Raw genomic sequence first — 19,605 nt, forward strand, 5'->3', positions numbered from 1 at the left:
TGACATTATATTTTCTCCTTGTTCCCCCTTGGAGAACCGAGCAGTTAGCTTTTGCTAGCTGCTTTTATAATTTCAACTGGCACCCAATACTCATCGTTTTCATGTTTCCATCCTTGTTCATATAGTTGAGCTGACATCCTATTCGCTGATTGACTACATATCAATATGGTTTTATTTAAGGATTTAATTCGTTCCTCATGATGCTTTATATCATTTTCAAAAGATATTATATCTCTTAATTCTGCCTCAACACATCTCTTATAAGCTGCAATTCTGTTTTCTGGCCACTTTTCCATATCCATTTCCCTTTTCTACAAAATGAAATTTTTAACATAAAGTTAATTGTTAATTTTTTACGTTTATACATTATAATGGAATAGTTATTGTGTATTGGCATTAAGAGGAGCATCCTGATTAAGCGCTTCTCTTTTTTTATAAAATAGCGTTTTTGTTTAAAATAATAGCTCTAAATAAATTGGGCACATTTGCCAGTTTATTCACCGCAACATTCATGTTAAAATCCCATGTGAGTACGACATAACTCAACCCTATGAAGCTCTGCAATATTTGCGGGGCTTCTTTTTTTTACAAACCGTTAGTTAATTGTGATGACTACCTTGGTGTACAAAATAAGGATTTTATTTAAATTTCATAAAACCTATCTTTGCCTAAATAGGTTCAAAATTATCTATTTAGCATATATAATACTTTTAAGCAATTTAAATTCTATACATAAGTAATGGAGGCATTAAAATGGGGAGTGTCCCAAATTTACCACCACAACAATCAATCTCCCAAAAACAAATTAATCCTAACAAGAACCTACAAACGAATAAAAAGCTAAGACGTCGTCTTTTATTAGCGCTTGCTTTTATGCTACCTATGGTTATTTCCATTCAAATTTCCATTTATAAGCAAGAACAAATGATTCAAGAAAAACAAATTACACTTAATAAAGAAAAGAAAAGATTATCTGAATTAGAAATTACAGGACGTTATTTTGAAAACGATATTAAAACTTTAACAGAGAGTGAAGAAGGTATTTTAAAGTTCGCAAGGAAATTATATGGATTCTCCAGACCTGATGAAACTATATTTCAAATAACTGAATAGCTTTTCAGTACATAAGCGATGATCATTGAGCGATTTAATGATCATCGCTTTTTATCAAAATTCTATTAAATAACGCTTTTGTTTGACTGTATTTCTTACATAAGACTGACTAGACACTAACATTTTTCTGTAGTACAATTCCTATCAGAAAAGTGTTAGGAGATATATTTATGACTTTTGAGGATAATCGTAAATTAGGCATTCAACAAGGATGTATTGTAATTACAGATCAATCACAATATCTTGTTGTTAAAAAGAATGAAAATTATTCTTTATTAAACATCACAACTGCGGAATGCATAAACTATGAAGTTTCACTTGAACATCTTGAAGAAATGGTCCAAGTAGATTTAAAAGAAAAAATTCAAGATATCATTCCACCAGAGAATATTAAAATCGTAGCTCAAAACAGAATATAAAATGTATTTTCTAAGAGCACTTTCGATAGTGTTCTTTTTTCATGAACAGTTTCAAATAACTATTTTATTTAAATATCCACTCCTTTAATTAAATAATAGTAGATAATTGCCATATTCCTCTTAAATACTCAATGAATATATTAATAAGACATTTAATAATTAGGAGGCGAAATTCATGCACCATTTTCAACAAGACCCACATATACCTTTTCCATGCGCTTTCCCTTTACCAGAAATTGGACCATCTGGACCTACTGGTAGCACGGGTCCCACTGGTGCTACTGGAATCACCGGACCTACTGGAATTACTGGGATTGGAACTCCGGGACCTACTGGACCTACTGGACCTACCGGGCCTACTGGATTTAATCTTCCTGCTGGACCTGCTTCTATTACCTTGACTTCTAACGACACTACTGCATGCGTATCCACCCAAGGAAATAATACTTTATTTTTTTCGGGTCAAGTATTAGTAAACGGTATTCCTACTTCAGGAGTAGTAGTCAGCTTTTCATTTAGTAACCCAGCTCTTGCTTTCATGGTTCCTCTTGCTGTTATCACAAACGCTTCAGGTAACTTTACTTCTGTATTTCTAGCGGCTAATGGACCTGGAACAGTAACTGTTACTGCTTCACTACTTGATTCTCCAGGAACAATGGCTAGCGTCACTATTACCATTGTAAATTGTCCATAATGGATGGACTAAGACATCTATAGTAAGATGTGCACTGTAAATCAGTGCTCTTTTTTCATTTGGATATTCCTTTCAAATGAAGTCTTTAATTTGGGGTACCACCCCATCGCCATCAAGCTAAAATTTTGAAGTACCCCCAAAACAAAAATTTCATCTCACTTTTTTGTTTTATAGATTATTAATTTCTTTTATCACATGAAGATTTCATTCGAACTGAAATAAAAACAGAGTCTCAAATTGTAATAATAAGAGTGTCTCAAGATTCTTTTCTTGAGACTCTGTTTTTATTTCAAAAAGGAAATCATGATTTTCTCTAATTCAGCCTTATTTAAAACATCATCAATGATTACAACTTGATAGGCATTGTCCTTTCCTATTGCAGGAACAATCATTTTCATCGCCTTTATATTACTCCCAGTCATCTTAACAAAGGTGACTTGTGCTCCTTCCAGTTCATAATTTTCTATCTTGTCATTGTCTTTAATCCACTGATAAAATGGATCTCTTCCTCTTTCTAAAATGGCGGATTGATAAATTGTATAACCAAACTCCCCGGCTCTATATTCTAAGGTATTGATAGGATTCAACTTTTTTGTTGTAATTACTGTTTCAACTTTTCCCCTCTTTAGTTCATAACCTTTCGCTACATAAGTTGGTTTCTTGATTGGAAAATCAAATGAAGTAGATATGAAATGCGAATAAATTTTTCTCCATAATGGTTCAATAGCTTTGCTATTCTCCTCTAATTTTTTTTGATCGTCTGGTTCTAAATCTTCAGGTGTCCCTACTGATCTTATCTTTTTGTCTATGATATACTCCTCTCTTTGCAATTTGATGAATTGGTCAAATTCTTCTTTTGTTAACAGATTCCGTGCCACTTCTATTTCTTGAAGTAGATATTCATATCGCCCCTCTGGAATATCAAATTCTACAAATGCTTGTTCTTTTGTACCAATCATCTTTTCTACAATTTGCTGAATAGGAACTTTAGTTTGTGCTTTTGCTTCTTTAATATTATTTTTCACTTCCGTTGGTTCTTTCTGCGGGTTAGTTGGTATATCTGCATGTGCATTTAATAAAGACACAGATGATACAGCAATAATAGCAACAACTCCAAATGCAGACCAACGATAAGAGTTCTTTTTAAATTTTTTAATCATAAGAATTCTCCTTTTTAATGTTCTTTTATTTCTACTTAAGTTCGCTAAGCTTGGTACTTGATAATAACTTGAGTAGTGTTCTAAAAGGGTAATAATGGTATGACCATATGCAAGTTTTTCCTCTGAATCTATATATGTAAGAGCAAATGCATCACACGCCAGTTCCTGATCTTCCCGCATGCATGAGTAGGCATACCAAAGGATTGGGTTAAACCAATTTAGAATCAGTAAACCATGCATAAGCCAATTCACACCAACATCTCTTCGTTTGATATGAGCTAATTCATGATGAAAGATGTATCGTAACTGTTGCTCATCTAATACTTTCATATGTGCACTTGACAATAACACCCTTGGTCTAAGGAATCCGAAAACAGTTGGACTTGCAATTTTCCCAGCTAAGAGGAGTGGGATATCTCGCTTAACGGACATAGATTTCTTACAACTCTCAAAGATTTTACTAATCCTTTCATCTGTAATAACAGGTTGCTTTTTTATATAGAAGAGTAAACGCTTATTCATAATGATGGTGGCAAAAGATAGAATGATAACCACAGCAAGCCAAATATATAAAACGATTGTATAAAATGAAACCGTTTCGTCATTTTGCTTTTCATTATTATGCGTTTGTTTCTTACTTTTTTCAGCTGTTTGTGCAGAACCATATGTATAGGTCTTTGTACCACCTATAGCTGTCGATCCTTGTATACGACGATCTGCGGAGTCTTGGTGAGAAGTAACTGGAGTTCCATTACTGTACGAAAGAATAGAATAGATACTGTAAGAACTATCTGGTGACCATGGCAATAAAAGTCTTACAATTAATATTATCCATAATAGATACTGCCATCGTGGGGGTAACTTATTTTTAAGCAAGATTTTGATACATAAGATTAGGCCAACTAATATACTTGCCATAATGGAGGTTTCTATCACCCAATCAAAAAAGCGAGGTAGATAGACGTTTACAAACATATCTATCATTATGATCTATCCTTCCTCTGATTTTCCTCATTCTTCTCATCTAAAATACGTTTGAGTTCGTTAATATCCTCTGAGGACAGCTTTTCTTCTTTTAAGAAATTCACAAGTAAAGGTTTAAATGCTGCACCATAGAAACGTTTGAGAAGCGATTTTGTTTCTACATGTAGATAACTATCTTGCGACACTAAAGGATAATAAGCATACATACGCCCTTTATCCTGATGGTAAGAAACAGCTTCTTTTTGGACTAATCGATTAATAAGCGTTCGAATCGTTTTCGGCTTCCAGTCCATCGTTACTTCTAGCGCTTCAATCACTTCATTTGCTGTTTGAGGAGATCTTGACCAAAGAACTTTCATAACTTCTAACTCAGCTTCCGATATTTTAGGTAATTCTTTCATTATTTAAAATTCCACCCCTTATATTACACTTGTAATCTGCAATACAATATTACAAGCGTAATACTAGAATGTCAACAATTTTTGGAATAATAAATATAAATAAAATATTAAAAAAATATAAATAAGCTATTCTTTCTGTTGAATCATAGGAAAGGATGGCATTTTTGTATGTCTATTTCTGTATCTGACGAACTACAACTATTCGCACAGGAGATTCAGAGTCTTTTATCCCCAAATACCTTACAGAATCTAGCTAGAGATGTTGGGTTTGTACAGCGAATGAGTAAGTACCAAGCAAAAGATTTAGTCGCTTTATGTGTATGGATAAGCCAAAGTGTAGCAAAAACGTCCTTAACCCAGTTATGTAGTTGTTTAGAAGCATCAACAGAAGTGCTCATCAGTCCCGAAGGACTAAATCAGCGATTTAACGCTGCAGCCGTGCAGTTTCTACAACAAGTATTAGCCAAACTTCTCAACCAAAAGTTATCTTCAGCTAAGCTGCTCTCTTCTCCATACACTTCTATTTTCAAGCGTATTCGTATCCTGGATTCAACTGCATTTCAACTTCCAGATCCTTTTTCATTCGTTTATCCAGGTGCAGGAGGATGCAGCCATACAACGGGAGTAAAGATTCAGCTTGAGTATGATTTATTAAGTGGACAGTTCCTTCATATTCATACAGGCCCAGGTAAACAACATGACCGAACCTACGGTTCCCTGTGTGTCCCAACTGTAACAGCGAATGATTTATGTATTCGAGATTTAGGTTATTTTCATTTGAGAGATCTTCAATATATACAAAATAAAAAGGCTTATTATATCTCACGTTTGAAATTAAATTCCCGAATCTATCGTAAGAATGAGAAGCCAGAGTATTTTCAAAATGGGACTGTGAAGAAAGGGACACTCTATATTCAGTTAGATATGGAAGAACTTATGAATCAACTGTCTCCTGGCCAAACAATGGAGATTTCAGAAGCATACATTGGACAGTATCAAAAATTACCATCTCGTGTTATTATTCATCGATTAACAAAAGAACAAACAGAGAAAAGACTAAAGGAACAAGCTAAAAAAGAAAAGAAGAAAGGTATTATCTACAAAGAACGAAGTAAACGATTAAGTGGTATCAACGTGTATATTACAAATCTTTCTGTAGAAAATGTTCCAACGGAACATATCCATGACCTGTATTCATTGCGCTGGCAAATTGAAATTTTGTTCAAAACATGGAAATCTTTCTTTCAAATTGACAAGTGCAAAGAAATCAAAAAAGAACGCTTAGAATGCCATTTATACGGGCAACTCATTAGCATTTTACTCTGTTCATCGACAATGTTCAAAATGCGTCAGTTACTCTTAGACAAGAAAAAGAAAGAGTTAAGTGAATACAAATCCATCTATATGATAAAGAATTATTATCTATTGTTTTATGAGGGAATACTGAATGGAACCGATGAATTATTAAAAGTTTTGCTGCGTTTGTTTTACCTTTTAGAGAAAAACGGGAGAAAATCTCATCGGTACGAAAAGAAAACCGTCTTTGATATCTTAGGTGTTGTGTATGACTATACGATGTCAAAAAGTTACAAGGTTGCATAGTGTTTTTTTTAACACCTAATTGATAGGTTTATTTGTTATGCACATCTTTAATAGAGTCGTAGAAATTCCAAAGAAGCACACTTGCATATACTCTCTTGGCACTCTTAGCTTGATGGCGATGGGGTGGTACCCCTAATAGAAAATAAGCGACTTTTTTTGTAGGGCTTCTCGTTTTAAGTAATTACATTTTCACCAGTACCACCACTAGCTCATTTACATAATTCTCACCTAAAGGCTATCGCCTTTTCTTTTTTTCTGTCATTGCGGAACTTTTTTCGGTTCGTGTGCTTTTCTCTCCAAGCCGACAGACAAAAAGCAAAATTCAGATCAAAAGAAAAATAGCCCTTCTAGAAGGGCTATTTTAAATTAAATAAGATAATTTAAAATCTAAAATAGTAATTAGAGTCTTATCCTTTATTACGTGATGGACAATTACACTTGTTATTAGAGGATGGTGTTACATTCGGAGGTGGTTGAGTTGATATTTCATTCTGAGGTGGTTGAGTTGATACGGTATCAAATCGTTTTATACGTTGTGGTGCTTGAAATGACATTGTCTTAGGTGGTGCTACATTAGGTGGTAGCATTTGAATATGTGCTGCATCAGGTGATATTAATACAAAATACTTGTTATAGATTTTGTGGTGTTTAGGGGACATTTTAGTCTTCCTTTCTTTACTACTGATTTAAATTGGGTGTTATTTTTATGGACAATCTTGAAAATATTCGCTTTTTTTAGCTTCAGTACATTGATCCTCTGTTACTCCAATAGAATGATCTTTTAATAAGCCTTTATACATAATGTTATCGTCATTATCAACATGACCGGCATTAGGTGAATATTTCAATAAAACGTGTCCTAATTCATGAGCAAGGATTAGTTCAGAGCGGGGATATATATAGACGTTGTTTTGTGGGGTAATTATGTCAGGTAGATTGTTTGTTATAACAATGGCTGGACCAGAAGGAGTATAATAACCGCCGCATCCTAGAGCTCCATCGCCTAGGAATGGTCCTTGTACATAGTATACAGCAATATCTAGTGGTCTTGTTTGACCGAATGGAGAATCATCCATTCCTGGTCTTTTGGCTAACCATTGCTTGATAAAAGATGGATCACTACCAGGATTTTGAATATTATCAGGAAGCGAATTATAATCACCACAAGTAAGTACATTTGGAGTTTCTGGAAAAAGTTCGGGTGGAGCGGATTCTTTGGCTTCATCTGGTATAAGACCATCAGGAATGCGTCCAGTTGTAACGATTGGCCCTTCAATATCTTTCATTATTGGTGTTTGATTTTGATCCTGGAAGCGCCATCTTATATCTAAATTACACTGGTCTCCCCAAATTTTTTGAACTTGTGCTACATGTTTACTGAATTCCCTTTGAGTCATATTTGATCCAGGTGCTTTATATGCGTCAATTATTAGACAGCGAACTGTCATTTTCTCATCTCCTTAAAGTCGAATGCTATAAAATATTCAGAGGTAATTAATATGGCTTGGATAAATACCTGTTGTAATGAAAAAATGTATATCGTATTCATGTAAGGTTAAAATAACTTATCATTATCAGTAGCAAGAAAAAGGCGGATCCCTAATTTTACAAGGAATCCGCCTTTTTCTTTTTTTATGACTCTATTCATTTTTTATACATCCCTATCCTGACGTGGGTTTTAGGGTTCTTGTTTGTTACTGGATTATCCGAAAAGTTGTATAAAATCTTGCATACTCTTAGCCTGGTTTTTTCCGAAATGCTGACGGTACCCCTTCTTATTCTTACCAGAACTTCCACCATGGCTTTTTCTTCTCTTTCGCAGCATCTACCTCATTCCGAAATCCCTGCATCTAAGTAGTGTATAAGGGACAGCATACAAGCACAGTTATTTGATTTGAATATAAATAATTATATTTAGTTTCAAAAAAGGAGCGAACAGTTTTGAACTCTTATTTTTCAAATCAAAAGAAATGCTGTCATAGACTTTATCCTGCTTTTCCACCTGCAGCCCCGATTCCAGAACCAATAACATTCATGACATGGAATATTTATCAAGGTGCTGACGTTAGACCATTTTCTTCTGTGCCTGTAGGACAACTCCCAGCAGTCGTAACACAAGTCTTTAGACAATTTCTTGCGACAAATTTTCCTATTCGTGCCCAGGCAATTGCTAAAGCTATTGCTTCAGAAAAACCTGATTTTATCGGTTTGCAAGAAGCTGTACTGTGGAAACTAGTTATTCCAACTTTTGGAACCGTAACCTATGATTTTATAGATATATTATTAAAAGCGTTAGAGGAACGCGGTTTAAAATATGAAGTTGCGGCCCTTAATAATAATGTTAAGGTAGAATTGCCAGACAGCAATGGAAATTTAGTTCAATTTCTAGAAAGAGATGCAATCTTAATTCAGAAAGACCACAATTTAGACGTGATAGAAAAACAAGAAGCTAACTTCCAAACAAATCTGACTGTCACCATTGCAGGACAATCTTTTACAATAATCCGAGGATGGTCTTCTATAGATGTTAAGATTGACGGACAAATTTTCAAGATGATTAATACACGTTTGGATCCTACTGTTGAAAGTATACGGAATGCCCAAGCACTCGAAATTCTTCAAGGACCTGCAAATACATCTTTACCAGTAATTATTACGGGAGATTTGAATTCCCCTCCTAATAGTAGTACTAATAATCTTTTTATTGCTGCAGGCTTTAAAGATACATGGAATAAAGTAGGTAAAAGAGAAGGGTTGACCGCTGAACAGGGTCCTGATCTATTAAATGCGGTTTCTTTTTTGAATCAAAGAATCGACTATATTTTATTTAAAAACGGCTGGGAACCAATTAAAGCAGAATTAGTTGGAGAATCGCAGAGTGATCGAACAGAAACAGGGCTTTGGCCATCAGATCACGCAGGGGTATTTGCAAGTTTACATTTATAGAGTCATCATAACCATCACCTACAATGACAAAAGCAGCAATTAGCATTTATACAAAAACGAAAAGACGGCAGGGTTACCTATCGTCTTTTTTCATTTAGCTTCTTTGCTTTTTGACTAAATTGTATGATACTTTTCTGCCCTTACATATTTTATACAAATCCTTACCAGAACCTCCACCACGGCTTTTTCTTCTCTTTCGCAGCAGCAACTTCATCTCGAAACTCCTGCATCAACCTCTTCGTTTCCTGCATCTCACGTAGTGTCTTCATAAGAGTTTCATCCCGTGCTTCCAATCGTTTTTCCACTCGTTCATTATGTGCTTCTACGCTTGCTTTGATTTCCTCATTACTTTGCTTTGCCTGCTCGCTTAATCGTTTCTCCATCGCTAACATGCTTTGATTCATTTCTTGCGCCATAACGCTGTACTGCTCCTGTAATTGCTGTTTAATGTGGAATGGCACTAAATCCGTTTCCTCAGGTTCTTCTTTAATTAGATCTGGGTTAACTTTTTCTATTTGCTGCACAATCATCTTCGCTGCCTTCTCTAGCGTCATACCGTCATGCTTACTCAGTTCAATTAATTTCTCAATCACCATAATGTCACTGTCTGTGTATTGGCGTCTGCCACGATTATCTTTCTTTACTGCGAATCCTTCGCGTTGTAATACTTCCATGTACTTTCTAAGAGTGCTATCGGATATTCCTAGTCGTTTGTATACTTAACTAGCAGAATAAACGATTTCGTCCGTCATAACGTCACAACACCTCCTAGTGACAGTATTCCATGATGATTAAGAAATTCCTGCAAAGAAAAAAGCGCCCTCCATTTGGAGGCTACGCTTTTTTGTGCTGTTTCGGTGAATAGTCTTTTTTGGGCCTAGTATGATTTTTGAATAAAAATACAGCATTTACTTTTTCGTATTCTTCTGCAAGAGCTGTTTTTACTCTCTTTTCCAATTATATGGTGTAATATGTTAAATAATTTATAAGGAAGTTGGTATGAAAATGGTGATTATAAATGATAACACAAGGATCGCAATAGAAGTCATAGCAAAAACCTTTATATTATCGGAGCAAGCCTTATTACATGTTTTAAAATCATTGACAAAGTTACTGGAAAATAATGAACAACCTCCAGCAGATTATATTCCTGATGAAAACACCAAAGAATGTATAAGGCTACGATTAAAGTTCCGGAAGGCGCAACTCTTAATACACAATGAGCAGGACTAAGTTTAAAGGTGGTGGAGATCAAGTTTTACTTCCACAAAATTGGCCTTTAGAATGGACTTCAGATGTACAAAAAGTACCAAATAAGTAATTGAAATGAAAATGGAGATATTTAAATGCTAATGCATACTCAAAATATTACCGAATTAAAAAAACAAATGAACAATATTATTAAAAATCTTGAAAAAGAAAATGAAGTTAACGAAAAAAAATGATCGATGATATAATTAAACGTTACAAAGCAGCTGTAACCGTATTAGAAACTAAAGAACTTTCTTCACTATCTAGATTAGATTTCAAGATTTTTGGTGGAGTTAGAGCATATCTCGACTCTTGTAGTGATTATGATAATCCTATATTAGGTGAAATGTATCAGGTAGAACAATCTCTTCAGAATATATTAAACAACAATAAATAATATTAGCCCGTCCTCAAAAAAGCTCAAGATATGTAGGAAGACAAACTCAATGGTATATAGACAATTTGGACAAACTGATAGAACCTTAAAGGTAGAAAGGTTAATTGATTCAGGACTCGTAGAAATTACTAAAGAAATAGACGTACATAAAAATGGCGTAGGGAAAGTTGCTAATATCTCCTTTTTAGAAAAAACTTATAATGAACTATTACAAATGAAATCAAAGATGTCAGCTGTTCTTTTTAAACCATCTTTTTCAAGAACTGTACTTGATTCATGGGACTATTCGTTACCTCTAGCTGATTTATTAATTAAAATAGATTATGAATATAACAAATTAAAATAATAATTGACCGCCTATTACAGGGGGGCTTTTTCTTTTTTCTATTTCACATACACATAGGCTTCATTTGCTGTTACATAGTATGTTTTGCCTTTGCTATTGTTTATTTTATATTGTGGCGATCCATTAACGCTTACTTTAGCATCAATTGTAAACCCTAATCCTCTGGCATCTACAGAACCAACAACATCTTTATCCTGCCAAGATCGAGCATCATAGAAACGTAGATTGTTAACTTTAGCAACAACAAGCTGACCTACAAAGGAAATCTATAGTAATTTCTCCTATTATATATATAAATCATGCTTAGTTAAATTGATTTGATTTTATAAGGAGCCAAAAACCTCTAAATGTTTATTTTATAATTACATAAATAATCCTAACATCTCCAAAATTTGATATAATAACGCAGTTATTAATAGCAATTAGGGAGATATACACATATGCCAAAGGGAATAGGAATGGTTAAACGGACTCCATCCGCTTCGATACCGAAGAAATTCATCGGTATTGGTAAGATTGTTAAAAAACAAACAAAAGTGGAGCGCCCTACATTAACCCAAGACGAACAAGAAATTATTGAAAACAAGTTATTATGTTCATTTCTTTCTGAAGAGAAGATATTGATTACTTATTATAGAGATGGTCATTTGCTTACTAGATATGTGACTGTAACTGACATAAATCCGATAAAGAATTTAATAACTTGCACTGATGCATCTTATAACAGAATTTTCCTTAAATTTATGAATATAATTGATTTGAGATAAAAAACATACAGTTTTTCAAATATATCCGGGAATAAAAATGAAAGAATCTTGTATTCTGGGTTAAATACAGATAGAGCAAAAGTGTAAGTTCTTGTGAGAGTTAGCAAGATAAAGGCTGTTTGTTTATGTTTTGGACTGTCTGTTATGGTTATCGAATTTACAAATACATAAGAGGAACAGAACTCAATAGAGAAAGCTAAAAAAGCATTTAGATAATAGTTGAAGACTCCCGATTAAGGACGGCTTCAACTATTATCTCACTTTGATATATTCATACTATCATTAGAACCACCGTTTCCTCCACCATCCCCAACAGTTTGTCCCGTTAAGGCGTATACGATAGAATTTGCTATTTTACCAACGTTCCATTTAGCCATATCAGCATCATTATCGATAAATCCAAGTTCAATCAGGATTGCTGGTGCCTTCGTATTAGCTAACACATATAATTCTCTTCGTTCTTTGGCTCCGCGGTTTCTCCAACCGATGTCCTTAGACAGTTGAGCTGAAACTTTAGAAGCAAGAGATTGTTGGTCATAGTAACGTAGTCACAAGACACATAGTACTCGACGTAGTTACGTTCAATAGAAGGGACTTCGTGAACATCCTTGTTAAACATATCGAATACGAGACCTGAAGTAGCTGCTGCCATTCACCTTTGATGTATCTACGATAGAAAACACCACTATACATACGGTTGTAACGTTCTTTTGTTTTCTTATCATCTAGCCACTTCGTTTTAAACCAATGATACGGGCCACCCGGATTACAGTTGAACCACATTTTCGCTTCAGTAACAGCACAACGCCCAGTTGCTTGCTCTACAAAACTTCGTACCATAAGCACTACTTCATCAAAGAATATCCCAGCCAAGGTAATACCTTGAATGAGATCTTGAGAACTTTCATCTTTACCGCCAAAGATATAAAAGAAGTTTGTCACACCATCTTTAGTAATGGTAAGCATATTTTCACTACGATGATTTTTAACCTTATATCCGCGAGACTTTAACATCTTTTTAAGTGGCGTTATAACGTTACGACGGTGCGAACCAATCGTTTTACCGCACATACCGAAGTTCTCGCCTTCGAATGATTCCATTGCCCACATAACGTAAGAAAGAGCCATCGAAACTGTCTTCCCGGCACGAATGGAACCATCACAAATAATCCCGTCATAATCTTTAATGGGACTGTTAGGCTTCCACCAGGTTAATACTTTCATCTGCTTCTTGGAGAATGGCTTAAACTTGAATGGAGCAGGTCTTTGGAATCGTCGTCATAGTCATCCCACGCTTCCTCTACCTTCCCCTCTAATGCTTCTTTGAAACCGTCATCTTCATACTCTTCCCCATCTTCCCCCTTAATACGAGCAGTGTCAGCTTTCGTTTTCTCTATGTCAGCTTTCAATTTATCTAACTCTAATCTTCTCTTATCATCTGCATTTGCTAACCTATCAAACCTCTCAATAAGCTGTGACAATGTAGTCATCGCCCTGGATTGGGCATTCATAAATGTGGCCCGCTTATCCCAAGCAAATTGAATTTCATATTCTACTTCTTCAGAAGATTAGGAAGAAACTCGTTACAACTCCCCCTTATGGCAATTTCTTTTATAAATCCCTTTATTTAAATGTATAATTATATAAAAGTTCTAAAAATTAGAATCGAGGTGAAAATCATGAGAAGTTTTGGCTCATTAATGACCTCTACTGTCTGCTCAGTACTTCTTGTAATTTGGAATGCCTATGAATTCTATAACGGATTCACAACAGGGCGCACATACTACTGGATTAATGGCATCGGAGCTGTTATCTTCCTTCTATTCTTTATCCTCAACATGCGAGATTTCAAAAAGAAAAACTACAGAACCTCATAACAATAGGAATTGATACATATGTGGAAAAAAATTAAGAATTATAGATTGAGCTTAAAAGATTTGAAATTCATGTTATGGTTATTCGGTATTACATGTTTTATATACGGCTACAATTTTATTACAGGATTAGCTTTTGACCACAAATTCCAAGTCTATTATTTAGGCGGCGCTATAGCTACATTCGCCGCATTTATGGATACTAAAAATAGGATTAAAAATAAAAATTATAAGACAGCGTAATATAAAAGGGAGGCTTTGTGGTTTCCTTTTTTATATGCAAAATAAAAAGCAGCCTATTCGCTGCCTGTCATATTCCCCTAACTCACGGTAATTCCTTTATATTTCATTTTAAATCTATAAATTTCGCTGTATAATTTTTGTAAGAATCTTATTTTTCAGAAACGGAGTGGAAAATATGAAAAGTTTTGGTACGTTAGTAATCTCTACCGTCATTTCAGCAGGCTTATTATATTATAATGTCGATTCCTTTTATAATAAGTTCACATCAGGGAATACATATTACTGGGTAAACGGTATCCTAGCTGCTGGATTTCTTATATCCTTAATTATCAACATAAAAGATATCATCAAGAAAAACTACACAACTTCTGAATCGAATTAAGGAGCCTGCTATGGTTCCTTTTTCTATGCAAAATAAAAAAGCAGCGGATTCGCTACTTTAATTCTTTAGCTTTAGCATAAATAGTAGAGCGTGGGACACCAGTCATTTTAAAAATATCATTCACACTTAAACTATTTTCTTTTCTATTAAAAAATAAGTTCATGGCTTGTTTCACTTGTTTTTCATCCTGCCCTTTACGTCCCATATGTTTGCCCATCGCTTTAGCCCTTTCTCGGCCTTCAGATGTTCTTTCATTAATTAAATCTCTTTCAAACTCAGCAATAGCCCCTAGCATAGTAAACATCAATTTACCTGCAGGTGTCGAAAAATCAATTTGTTCTTTAAGAAATACCACCGCTATTCCTCGATCAGCTAATTCATTTGCAATCTTATGTAAGTCGAATATTGATCTAGCTAAACGGTCTATTTTACAAACAACAAATTTATCTCCGTCTCTCATATACTCTAATGCTTTTTGCAATTCTTCTCGATCGCTATTAGCTCCACTGTATTTTTCAGAATATATTTTGTCACATCCATAATCCGTTAACATTTCAATTTGCACATCTAAATTTTGATCTTTTGTACTTACCCTTGCATAACCAACAATAGCCATCAAAATCACCCCAAAATAGTCTAAAAGTCTTAAGAATTATATACCTTTATTCTAGACTATCTTTTAGACATTAACAACTATCTGTTTACCAAGTTTTTAACCTATAAATTTAATTTGTACAAAAGGGTCAACTTTTAGACAGGCAAACTGGACATTTATTTCCGCTCGTTGTGTTCATTTGTTTTGTTAGACTTTACCATTGCAATAACACTAGATAAACAAAAGAAAAACCAGCCAACAAACCAAGTAGTTAACCAAGGATTCTCATAAATCACTTCCATTTTTACCCGCAACCTTTCTTGTTTCGTTATAATGTAATAAAAGGAGATGAATTAATATGGAAATAAATATTATTCCAAAATTTCTAGATGAAGCCGTAACACCAGTAGCGCAAAGAGCAGGTAACACTCTATCCTCGATTTGGGGTATTGTATTTGGAGGAATAGATATTTACGCAGAAAAAACTCAGATAAAGCGAGTTCATGCACTAAATCAATTTAAGGAAGAATTAGAACAAGCTGTAGCATCTATTCCAGAGGAAAATATAATTGAACCACCCTTACATATTGTGGGTCCAAGTTTAGAGGCATCTAAATATTATTTTGAAAATGATAAGTTAAGAAGAATGTTCACTAAACTTATAGCCGCTTCATTCAATAAGGAAACAATCTCTAATGCTCATCCATCATTTGTAGAAATAATTAAACAGCTTTCTCCATTAGATGCTATAAACTTATATCTGTTTCAAGAACGAGAAGCGCTTCCTATTGCCCATTATAAATACATCACTAATAGAGGTGGTAGCATTACCTTTAAAACAAATGTATTTCTTGAAAGTACTCAAAATATGGATGTAGATTTAAATTCAACATCAATTTCTAATTTAAATCGACTAGGTTTAATTTCTATTTCCTACTCTGAACAGTTACAACTTAAGGAACTTTACGAAAAATTTTCTACTGCTCCATTTTATAAAAACGAACTACAAGAGGTTAAGAGAAATATTCCCAATATAAATATCAATAATTCTGAGACTGTTAATGAAAGTGCAGAAGAACGTCCGCCATATTTAGATATTTTCATTACTAATGGAATAGCATCTTTAACACCATTAGGAAAATCTTTTATTAGAACTTGCATTAAATAAACTTACTAATCTCCTTTTATTGAAAAGGAGATTAACTTCTATTCACCCCTTATCTTTCCTTAACAACAAACAAGACGCCACCCAGATCACGGCAGCGCCTCCGAAAATTGATATTGGTTTAATCAAGCTTATTTATCTTCACGTCAATTATATTTTTCTTTGTCTCCATACCCCATTCTCTTTACGATAAGTATTTTTGCCATTCATGAAGTCAACTGTATTACCAGGAATTCTATATTTTTTATCCTTTTTCTTTGCCTTCTTCTTCAGCCTTTTCTCTTCTTGAACAGCTTGCAAATCCGCCTTCCATTGTTTTAACAAATCCTTTTCACGTCGCATCGAATTTGTACCCCTTGGTTTAAATGTGAATCAAATAATTAGATTCTTCCTATTTATATACTCATTTAAACCAAATGTCCATTTTGTTCAAAATAAAAAGAGTACCTGTCATTAGGTACCCTTCAACAAATAAGTATGGCGCTCCAAGTTTCACCTCATATGATAACTCGTCCCACGAATTCATCATATGCTTGTCTTATTAGAATGTTCACTGGTTTAATGTGTAATTTCTATATAACAAAGAAAAAAGCACCCATTTTGGATGCTGGATATATATTATTCATTATCTTCAGTTGTTTTTTCACTTATTTTTATGGATAGTACATTATCTAGATTAACCCAAATGTTATTAAACTGAAAAAATTTTGATTCACGTGGTCTAGTAATATAATTCCCTAGTTTTCGAACATTAATTTGATTGTCATCTTCGTACCTAGCAACATGTTTTCTAATTCTCCCGTTATTCGATTCTATTTCGATTATAAATTCTTTCATCACCTACCCCCCCTTGCTTTAGTATATAAAACCAAAAGCCCCATTACTCCTACTAATAACCCAAGTGGAACTTGAGCCTTCGAAGTAATCAGGCTAAGGGGATGGGAGAAACATTCACGAAAGAGGAATTTCGAAAATGAACCATTTTAAATATGTCATTGTAATTAACTCATTGGTCTTTTCGTCTTAACGCGGGTTCGTACCGCCTTGCCCGCCCTACTATGCGGTATACGTTACCGTGACATTCTCGCATAAGAACGTTTCACTGATAGGTGTACTAATCCTCTTCGATATGCGGTTGTCAAAGGGCTTGTACATTAAGAATACCGCTGATTTCATTATCAAAATTCCCCCTATTTTATCGGCATTTTGTCGACGTTTTACCACAAGATTTCTGAATATTATAATCACAACTATTGACATATATATCTAACATATGTAATATATATATTACAAAGGAAATAAATGTAATGGAGGATTGCTACTATGCTTACCAAAGTAAAGCAAATTCGGCTTGAAAAGGGGATGACACAAGGAGAATTGGCAAAATTGACAAATGTAAGCAGACAAACGATTGGTCTAATAGAAAAAGGAGAATACAATCCATCTTTGAATTTATGTATCATTATTTGCAAAAGTTTAGGAGTTACATTAAATGACTTATTTTGGGAGGAAGATTAATGTCTAAATTACTCAAATTATACCTTTTCGGTAGAGGGACTTCTGTTGATGAACGAGAACAAAATACAGCCTTTGAAATAATGGCAAATGCTGGACTATTATCCGTTATTATCTGTTTTGGAGCTATCATTTATGATTTGATTTTAAATAAGGAGCTTACATCACTTGGTATTCTAGCCTTAATTATTCTTTTAACGATATCATCTTATACAGTTATAATGATGAGAATAAAAAATATATACTTACGTTATGCAAATAATAAAAAACTAATAGTAAATTCAATAATATCAGGTTTTATTTTCTTTGTTTTATATACTCTGTTAACGTATTTATCTGGAGAAACTATTACTATGAGAGACCTTACTGGAAACAGTATGGGCGGAGCATTTTTTGGTTTATGCATGTATGGATATAGTAAATATAATAACAAAAAAGCAGAAAATGAAGATGAAGAATCATAATTAAAAATAAAAAACACCTTTCATTATTAATTAATGGAAGGTGTTTTTTATTCCCATAATTAGATCATTCCCAAAGAAGTAGCGATTAATCGGATAGCATTTTTCTTCTTATAATAAAAGTGATCTTTCTTCATTGATAACTCCGTGTAGATAAAACTATCCTTTAACTTCTCTCCATTCAAATACTTCATCTTGATAATCTCTGCCTCATCATAATCTAAAACGTATTGTAAAGCCTTATCAATTTGCTTGAATTTAATATTACTAACATATCTTGTATTCCTTATCTCAGGAAACAGACTAATTCCCTCCTGCTGTTGCTCCACTTCATTCTCGAAACGTGCTTTTAAGGCGCGATACTCTTTTAGAATACTCACAACTTCCTTTTGCATCTTCTTCTCCATTTCTTTGTCCATTATTGGTAAGAATGCTAATTGTTCCATGGAGGAATCCCCCTATTTCTGAATTTTAATTTTTACATTCACATCAGGTACGTGAAATTTTACTATCTCTTTGTTGAATAAGGGAAGCATGCATAGCGAGTAGCCCCCACCATCCACTCTGCATGGTTCCGTTATCCATTAAGCCTTTAATAATTTGCGTGTCTTGTTGGCCATCTTCTCTTTTGCTGCTTCTATGTTATTTGCTACTTTCTTATGGTCCTGATCAAATTGAATCATGCCATCAAACATAACTGGTGCTACCATTTCATCAACATATTGTAAGTAATCAATTGGCGCTCGTTCTGTCTGTTCTACTAAGTACCCATAAATATCGAAATCTGCTCTTGGTATAGACTTCTTGCCCTTCGGTTGATGAGACATCCTTACATAAGATTGAATGACCGATAGTGGTACTACGAATACTGATTTATCCTTACTGAACTCTATAAGGAAGAAACATATCGCTCCCATCTTCTCTGCTTTCTCCAGGTAATCCAATTGGTGCTGCGCGATGTTCTTTAAATCAAATCGTCCGGGATTCTCTGTAGATTTTGCTTCAAATGCTATAGCTCGTCCTTTATACACGCCGTCATAGTCTACTGTACTCTTAGCTTCATAGTAACCACTTAATACACGGCCACCTTTACTTTTTAACACCTTCACAGGAGTTGCACGCTTGTTTATAAGCGCCACTCTCTCCCTTTGATACATTTCATTCGCTAGATTGATAAGCTTTTCAAAAGCCATACCACGGTTTCCTAGTCCCATTGTTATTCCTCACTTTCTATTAAAAGGATTATTTTGTTTAAATTTTGCTTAATTATTACCAATAATTATCTAAAAA

The 19,605-nt window shown here is 34.2% G+C and carries 27 protein-coding genes and 4 pseudogenes; 13 read left to right on the forward strand and 18 right to left on the reverse strand.

Going from position 1 to position 19,605, the window contains the following annotated elements:
* Positions 1 to 44 precede the first annotated feature (44 nt).
* Positions 45 to 296 (reverse strand): hypothetical protein, encoded by a 252-nt coding sequence (locus DN410_RS27935; RefSeq protein ID WP_179958602.1) that lies wholly within the window; start codon positions 294 to 296, stop codon positions 45 to 47.
* A gap of 457 nt (positions 297 to 753) precedes the next feature.
* Between DN410_RS27935 and DN410_RS11450 the strand changes: the two genes are divergently transcribed.
* Positions 754 to 1,113, forward strand: a complete 360-nt coding sequence (locus DN410_RS11450) for an FtsB family cell division protein (protein WP_149176593.1) — start codon at positions 754 to 756, stop codon at positions 1,111 to 1,113.
* Positions 1,114 to 1,283: 170 nt separating this feature from the next.
* Entirely contained in the window at positions 1,284 to 1,532 is a 249-nt protein-coding gene (locus DN410_RS11455) for a hypothetical protein (protein WP_064472826.1), read from the forward strand.
* Between the two features lie 186 nt (positions 1,533 to 1,718).
* On the opposite strand, the gene DN410_RS27940 is transcribed toward DN410_RS11455, so the two are convergent.
* The 4 genes from DN410_RS27940 to DN410_RS11470 all read right to left on the reverse strand — a co-directional run bounded on the left by DN410_RS27940 (position 1,719) and on the right by DN410_RS11470 (position 4,774).
* Positions 1,719 to 1,964 (reverse strand): hypothetical protein, encoded by a 246-nt coding sequence (locus tag DN410_RS27940; protein WP_218947469.1) that lies wholly within the window; start codon positions 1,962 to 1,964, stop codon positions 1,719 to 1,721.
* 30 nt (positions 1,965 to 1,994) lie between these two features.
* Complete coding sequence (locus DN410_RS27945) at positions 1,995 to 2,210, reverse strand: hypothetical protein (RefSeq protein ID WP_179958604.1); 216 nt, start codon at positions 2,208 to 2,210, stop codon at positions 1,995 to 1,997.
* Between the two features lie 300 nt (positions 2,211 to 2,510).
* Positions 2,511 to 4,370, reverse strand: a complete 1,860-nt coding sequence (locus DN410_RS11465; RefSeq protein ID WP_149176595.1) for a M56 family metallopeptidase — start codon at positions 4,368 to 4,370, stop codon at positions 2,511 to 2,513.
* On the reverse strand, positions 4,370 to 4,774 hold the full coding sequence (locus DN410_RS11470; protein ID WP_370456799.1) for a BlaI/MecI/CopY family transcriptional regulator: 405 nt from the start codon (positions 4,772 to 4,774) through the stop codon (positions 4,370 to 4,372). The genes DN410_RS11465 and DN410_RS11470 overlap by 1 nt, the downstream gene beginning before the upstream one ends.
* A 165-nt stretch (positions 4,775 to 4,939) precedes the next feature.
* Between DN410_RS11470 and DN410_RS11475 the strand changes: the two genes are divergently transcribed.
* Positions 4,940 to 6,373, forward strand: a complete 1,434-nt coding sequence (locus tag DN410_RS11475) for an IS4 family transposase (protein WP_149176597.1) — start codon at positions 4,940 to 4,942, stop codon at positions 6,371 to 6,373.
* A gap of 407 nt (positions 6,374 to 6,780) precedes the next feature.
* Here the strand turns inward: DN410_RS11475 and DN410_RS11480 are convergent, their stop codons facing one another.
* Positions 6,781 to 7,032, reverse strand: coding sequence for a hypothetical protein (locus tag DN410_RS11480; RefSeq protein ID WP_149176598.1), 252 nt, complete (start codon positions 7,030 to 7,032; stop codon positions 6,781 to 6,783).
* Between the two features lie 45 nt (positions 7,033 to 7,077).
* Entirely contained in the window at positions 7,078 to 7,821 is a 744-nt protein-coding gene (locus tag DN410_RS11485; protein ID WP_149176599.1) for a M48 family metalloprotease, read from the reverse strand.
* A 493-nt stretch (positions 7,822 to 8,314) separates the two neighbouring features.
* On the opposite strand from DN410_RS11485, the gene DN410_RS11490 reads away from it, so the two are divergent.
* On the forward strand, positions 8,315 to 9,319 hold the full coding sequence (locus DN410_RS11490; RefSeq protein ID WP_149176600.1) for an endonuclease/exonuclease/phosphatase family protein: 1,005 nt from the start codon (positions 8,315 to 8,317) through the stop codon (positions 9,317 to 9,319).
* A 161-nt stretch (positions 9,320 to 9,480) separates the two neighbouring features.
* Here DN410_RS11490 and DN410_RS11495 read toward each other — a convergent pair whose 3' ends face one another.
* Positions 9,481 to 10,020 (reverse strand): DUF3967 domain-containing protein, encoded by a 540-nt coding sequence (locus DN410_RS11495; RefSeq protein WP_255446732.1) that lies wholly within the window; start codon positions 10,018 to 10,020, stop codon positions 9,481 to 9,483.
* A gap of 740 nt (positions 10,021 to 10,760) precedes the next feature.
* On the opposite strand from DN410_RS11495, the gene DN410_RS28175 reads away from it, so the two are divergent.
* A complete protein-coding gene (locus DN410_RS28175; protein ID WP_255446730.1) occupies positions 10,761 to 10,967 on the forward strand; it encodes a hypothetical protein in 207 nt (68 codons plus the stop codon).
* A 49-nt stretch (positions 10,968 to 11,016) separates the two neighbouring features.
* Positions 11,017 to 11,313, forward strand: coding sequence for a hypothetical protein (locus DN410_RS11505; protein ID WP_149176601.1), 297 nt, complete (start codon positions 11,017 to 11,019; stop codon positions 11,311 to 11,313).
* A gap of 38 nt (positions 11,314 to 11,351) precedes the next feature.
* On the opposite strand, the pseudogene DN410_RS28430 reads toward DN410_RS11505, so the two are convergent.
* A pseudogene (locus DN410_RS28430) lies at positions 11,352 to 11,576 on the reverse strand (N-acetylmuramoyl-L-alanine amidase); the annotation flags it as partial.
* A 177-nt stretch (positions 11,577 to 11,753) separates the two neighbouring features.
* On the opposite strand from DN410_RS28430, the gene DN410_RS11515 reads away from it, so the two are divergent.
* Positions 11,754 to 12,080 (forward strand): YolD-like family protein, encoded by a 327-nt coding sequence (locus tag DN410_RS11515; protein WP_149176602.1) that lies wholly within the window; start codon positions 11,754 to 11,756, stop codon positions 12,078 to 12,080.
* A 308-nt stretch (positions 12,081 to 12,388) separates the two neighbouring features.
* Here the strand turns inward: DN410_RS11515 and DN410_RS11520 are convergent.
* The 3 pseudogenes from DN410_RS11520 to DN410_RS11530 form a co-directional block, all read right to left on the reverse strand.
* Positions 12,389 to 12,622 (reverse strand): annotated as a pseudogene (locus tag DN410_RS11520) (N-acetylmuramoyl-L-alanine amidase); the annotation flags it as partial.
* Positions 12,619 to 13,304, reverse strand: a pseudogene (locus tag DN410_RS11525) (PBSX family phage terminase large subunit); the annotation flags it as partial. The pseudogenes DN410_RS11520 and DN410_RS11525, both read right to left, overlap by 4 nt.
* Positions 13,301 to 13,633, reverse strand: a pseudogene (locus DN410_RS11530) (hypothetical protein); the annotation flags it as partial. The pseudogenes DN410_RS11530 and DN410_RS11525, both read right to left, overlap by 4 nt.
* A 126-nt stretch (positions 13,634 to 13,759) precedes the next feature.
* Here DN410_RS11530 and DN410_RS28435 point away from each other — a divergent pair.
* The 3 genes from DN410_RS28435 to DN410_RS11545 all read left to right on the forward strand — a co-directional run bounded on the left by DN410_RS28435 (position 13,760) and on the right by DN410_RS11545 (position 14,579).
* Entirely contained in the window at positions 13,760 to 13,957 is a 198-nt protein-coding gene (locus DN410_RS28435; protein WP_149176603.1) for a hypothetical protein, read from the forward strand.
* A gap of 18 nt (positions 13,958 to 13,975) precedes the next feature.
* On the forward strand, positions 13,976 to 14,197 hold the full coding sequence (locus tag DN410_RS11540) for a hypothetical protein (protein ID WP_097879987.1): 222 nt from the start codon (positions 13,976 to 13,978) through the stop codon (positions 14,195 to 14,197).
* 175 nt (positions 14,198 to 14,372) lie between these two features.
* Positions 14,373 to 14,579: a hypothetical protein gene (locus tag DN410_RS11545; RefSeq protein ID WP_149176604.1), complete on the forward strand. Its 207-nt coding sequence runs from the start codon at positions 14,373 to 14,375 to the stop codon at positions 14,577 to 14,579.
* 52 nt (positions 14,580 to 14,631) lie between these two features.
* On the opposite strand, the gene DN410_RS11550 is transcribed toward DN410_RS11545, so the two are convergent.
* Both DN410_RS11550 and DN410_RS28440 read right to left on the reverse strand, forming a co-directional pair.
* Entirely contained in the window at positions 14,632 to 15,195 is a 564-nt protein-coding gene (locus DN410_RS11550; protein WP_149176605.1) for a recombinase family protein, read from the reverse strand.
* A 155-nt stretch (positions 15,196 to 15,350) separates the two neighbouring features.
* On the reverse strand, positions 15,351 to 15,476 hold the full coding sequence (locus DN410_RS28440) for a hypothetical protein (RefSeq protein WP_255446731.1): 126 nt from the start codon (positions 15,474 to 15,476) through the stop codon (positions 15,351 to 15,353).
* Between the two features lie 56 nt (positions 15,477 to 15,532).
* Here DN410_RS28440 and DN410_RS11555 point away from each other — a divergent pair, with 56 nt between their 5' ends.
* On the forward strand, positions 15,533 to 16,342 hold the full coding sequence (locus tag DN410_RS11555) for a DUF4393 domain-containing protein (RefSeq protein ID WP_149176606.1): 810 nt from the start codon (positions 15,533 to 15,535) through the stop codon (positions 16,340 to 16,342).
* Positions 16,343 to 16,489: 147 nt separating this feature from the next.
* On the opposite strand, the gene DN410_RS11560 is transcribed toward DN410_RS11555, so the two are convergent.
* Positions 16,490 to 16,681, reverse strand: a complete 192-nt coding sequence (locus DN410_RS11560; RefSeq protein ID WP_149176607.1) for a hypothetical protein — start codon at positions 16,679 to 16,681, stop codon at positions 16,490 to 16,492.
* 276 nt (positions 16,682 to 16,957) lie between these two features.
* Complete coding sequence (locus DN410_RS11565) at positions 16,958 to 17,176, reverse strand: hypothetical protein (RefSeq protein WP_149176608.1); 219 nt, start codon at positions 17,174 to 17,176, stop codon at positions 16,958 to 16,960.
* Between the two features lie 486 nt (positions 17,177 to 17,662).
* On the opposite strand from DN410_RS11565, the gene DN410_RS11570 reads away from it, so the two are divergent.
* Positions 17,663 to 17,857 carry a helix-turn-helix transcriptional regulator gene (locus DN410_RS11570; protein ID WP_016135789.1) on the forward strand — a complete coding sequence of 65 codons (195 nt, stop codon included), beginning with the start codon at positions 17,663 to 17,665 and terminating at the stop codon, positions 17,855 to 17,857.
* Positions 17,857 to 18,318, forward strand: a complete 462-nt coding sequence (locus tag DN410_RS11575) for a hypothetical protein (RefSeq protein ID WP_016135788.1) — start codon at positions 17,857 to 17,859, stop codon at positions 18,316 to 18,318. Before DN410_RS11570 ends, DN410_RS11575 begins: the two co-directional genes overlap by 1 nt.
* A gap of 59 nt (positions 18,319 to 18,377) precedes the next feature.
* Here DN410_RS11575 and DN410_RS11580 read toward each other — a convergent pair whose 3' ends face one another.
* A complete protein-coding gene (locus DN410_RS11580; RefSeq protein WP_149176609.1) occupies positions 18,378 to 18,761 on the reverse strand; it encodes an ArpU family phage packaging/lysis transcriptional regulator in 384 nt (127 codons plus the stop codon).
* Between the two features lie 138 nt (positions 18,762 to 18,899).
* Entirely contained in the window at positions 18,900 to 19,529 is a 630-nt protein-coding gene (locus tag DN410_RS11585; RefSeq protein ID WP_149176610.1) for a Holliday junction resolvase RecU, read from the reverse strand.
* Between the last annotated feature and the right edge of the window lie 76 nt (positions 19,530 to 19,605).

This window comes from Bacillus sp. SH5-2 (assembly GCF_008368905.1).
In the GTDB taxonomy this organism is placed as follows: Bacteria; Bacillota; Bacilli; order Bacillales; family Bacillaceae_G; genus Bacillus_A; species Bacillus_A luti.

What these genes read in the sequence shown, in the direction of transcription:
- DN410_RS11575 (WP_016135788.1), top strand. Translation starts at nt 17,857, where the DNA reads ATGTCTAAATTACTCAAATTATACCTTTTCGGTAGAGGGACTTCTGTT.
- DN410_RS28440 (WP_255446731.1), bottom strand. Translation starts at nt 15,476, where the DNA reads ATGGAAGTGATTTATGAGAATCCTTGGTTAACTACTTGGTTTGTTGGC.
- DN410_RS11515 (WP_149176602.1), top strand. Translation starts at nt 11,754, where the DNA reads ATGCCAAAGGGAATAGGAATGGTTAAACGGACTCCATCCGCTTCGATA.
- DN410_RS11480 (WP_149176598.1), bottom strand. Translation starts at nt 7,032, where the DNA reads ATGTCCCCTAAACACCACAAAATCTATAACAAGTATTTTGTATTAATA.
- DN410_RS27945 (WP_179958604.1), bottom strand. Translation starts at nt 2,210, where the DNA reads ATGGTAATAGTGACGCTAGCCATTGTTCCTGGAGAATCAAGTAGTGAA.
- DN410_RS11570 (WP_016135789.1), top strand. Translation starts at nt 17,663, where the DNA reads ATGCTTACCAAAGTAAAGCAAATTCGGCTTGAAAAGGGGATGACACAA.
- DN410_RS11585 (WP_149176610.1), bottom strand. Translation starts at nt 19,529, where the DNA reads ATGGGACTAGGAAACCGTGGTATGGCTTTTGAAAAGCTTATCAATCTA.
- DN410_RS11565 (WP_149176608.1), bottom strand. Translation starts at nt 17,176, where the DNA reads ATGAAAGAATTTATAATCGAAATAGAATCGAATAACGGGAGAATTAGA.
- DN410_RS11450 (WP_149176593.1), top strand. Translation starts at nt 754, where the DNA reads ATGGGGAGTGTCCCAAATTTACCACCACAACAATCAATCTCCCAAAAA.
- DN410_RS11545 (WP_149176604.1), top strand. Translation starts at nt 14,373, where the DNA reads ATGAAAAGTTTTGGTACGTTAGTAATCTCTACCGTCATTTCAGCAGGC.
- DN410_RS28435 (WP_149176603.1), top strand. Translation starts at nt 13,760, where the DNA reads ATGAGAAGTTTTGGCTCATTAATGACCTCTACTGTCTGCTCAGTACTT.
- DN410_RS11555 (WP_149176606.1), top strand. Translation starts at nt 15,533, where the DNA reads ATGGAAATAAATATTATTCCAAAATTTCTAGATGAAGCCGTAACACCA.
- DN410_RS11465 (WP_149176595.1), bottom strand. Translation starts at nt 4,370, where the DNA reads ATGATAGATATGTTTGTAAACGTCTATCTACCTCGCTTTTTTGATTGG.
- DN410_RS11560 (WP_149176607.1), bottom strand. Translation starts at nt 16,681, where the DNA reads ATGCGACGTGAAAAGGATTTGTTAAAACAATGGAAGGCGGATTTGCAA.
- DN410_RS11505 (WP_149176601.1), top strand. Translation starts at nt 11,017, where the DNA reads ATGGTATATAGACAATTTGGACAAACTGATAGAACCTTAAAGGTAGAA.
- DN410_RS11455 (WP_064472826.1), top strand. Translation starts at nt 1,284, where the DNA reads ATGACTTTTGAGGATAATCGTAAATTAGGCATTCAACAAGGATGTATT.
- DN410_RS11485 (WP_149176599.1), bottom strand. Translation starts at nt 7,821, where the DNA reads ATGACAGTTCGCTGTCTAATAATTGACGCATATAAAGCACCTGGATCA.
- DN410_RS11540 (WP_097879987.1), top strand. Translation starts at nt 13,976, where the DNA reads ATGTGGAAAAAAATTAAGAATTATAGATTGAGCTTAAAAGATTTGAAA.
- DN410_RS27935 (WP_179958602.1), bottom strand. Translation starts at nt 296, where the DNA reads ATGGAAAAGTGGCCAGAAAACAGAATTGCAGCTTATAAGAGATGTGTT.
- DN410_RS11580 (WP_149176609.1), bottom strand. Translation starts at nt 18,761, where the DNA reads ATGGAACAATTAGCATTCTTACCAATAATGGACAAAGAAATGGAGAAG.
- DN410_RS11550 (WP_149176605.1), bottom strand. Translation starts at nt 15,195, where the DNA reads ATGGCTATTGTTGGTTATGCAAGGGTAAGTACAAAAGATCAAAATTTA.
- DN410_RS28175 (WP_255446730.1), top strand. Translation starts at nt 10,761, where the DNA reads ATGATCGATGATATAATTAAACGTTACAAAGCAGCTGTAACCGTATTA.
- DN410_RS11475 (WP_149176597.1), top strand. Translation starts at nt 4,940, where the DNA reads ATGTCTATTTCTGTATCTGACGAACTACAACTATTCGCACAGGAGATT.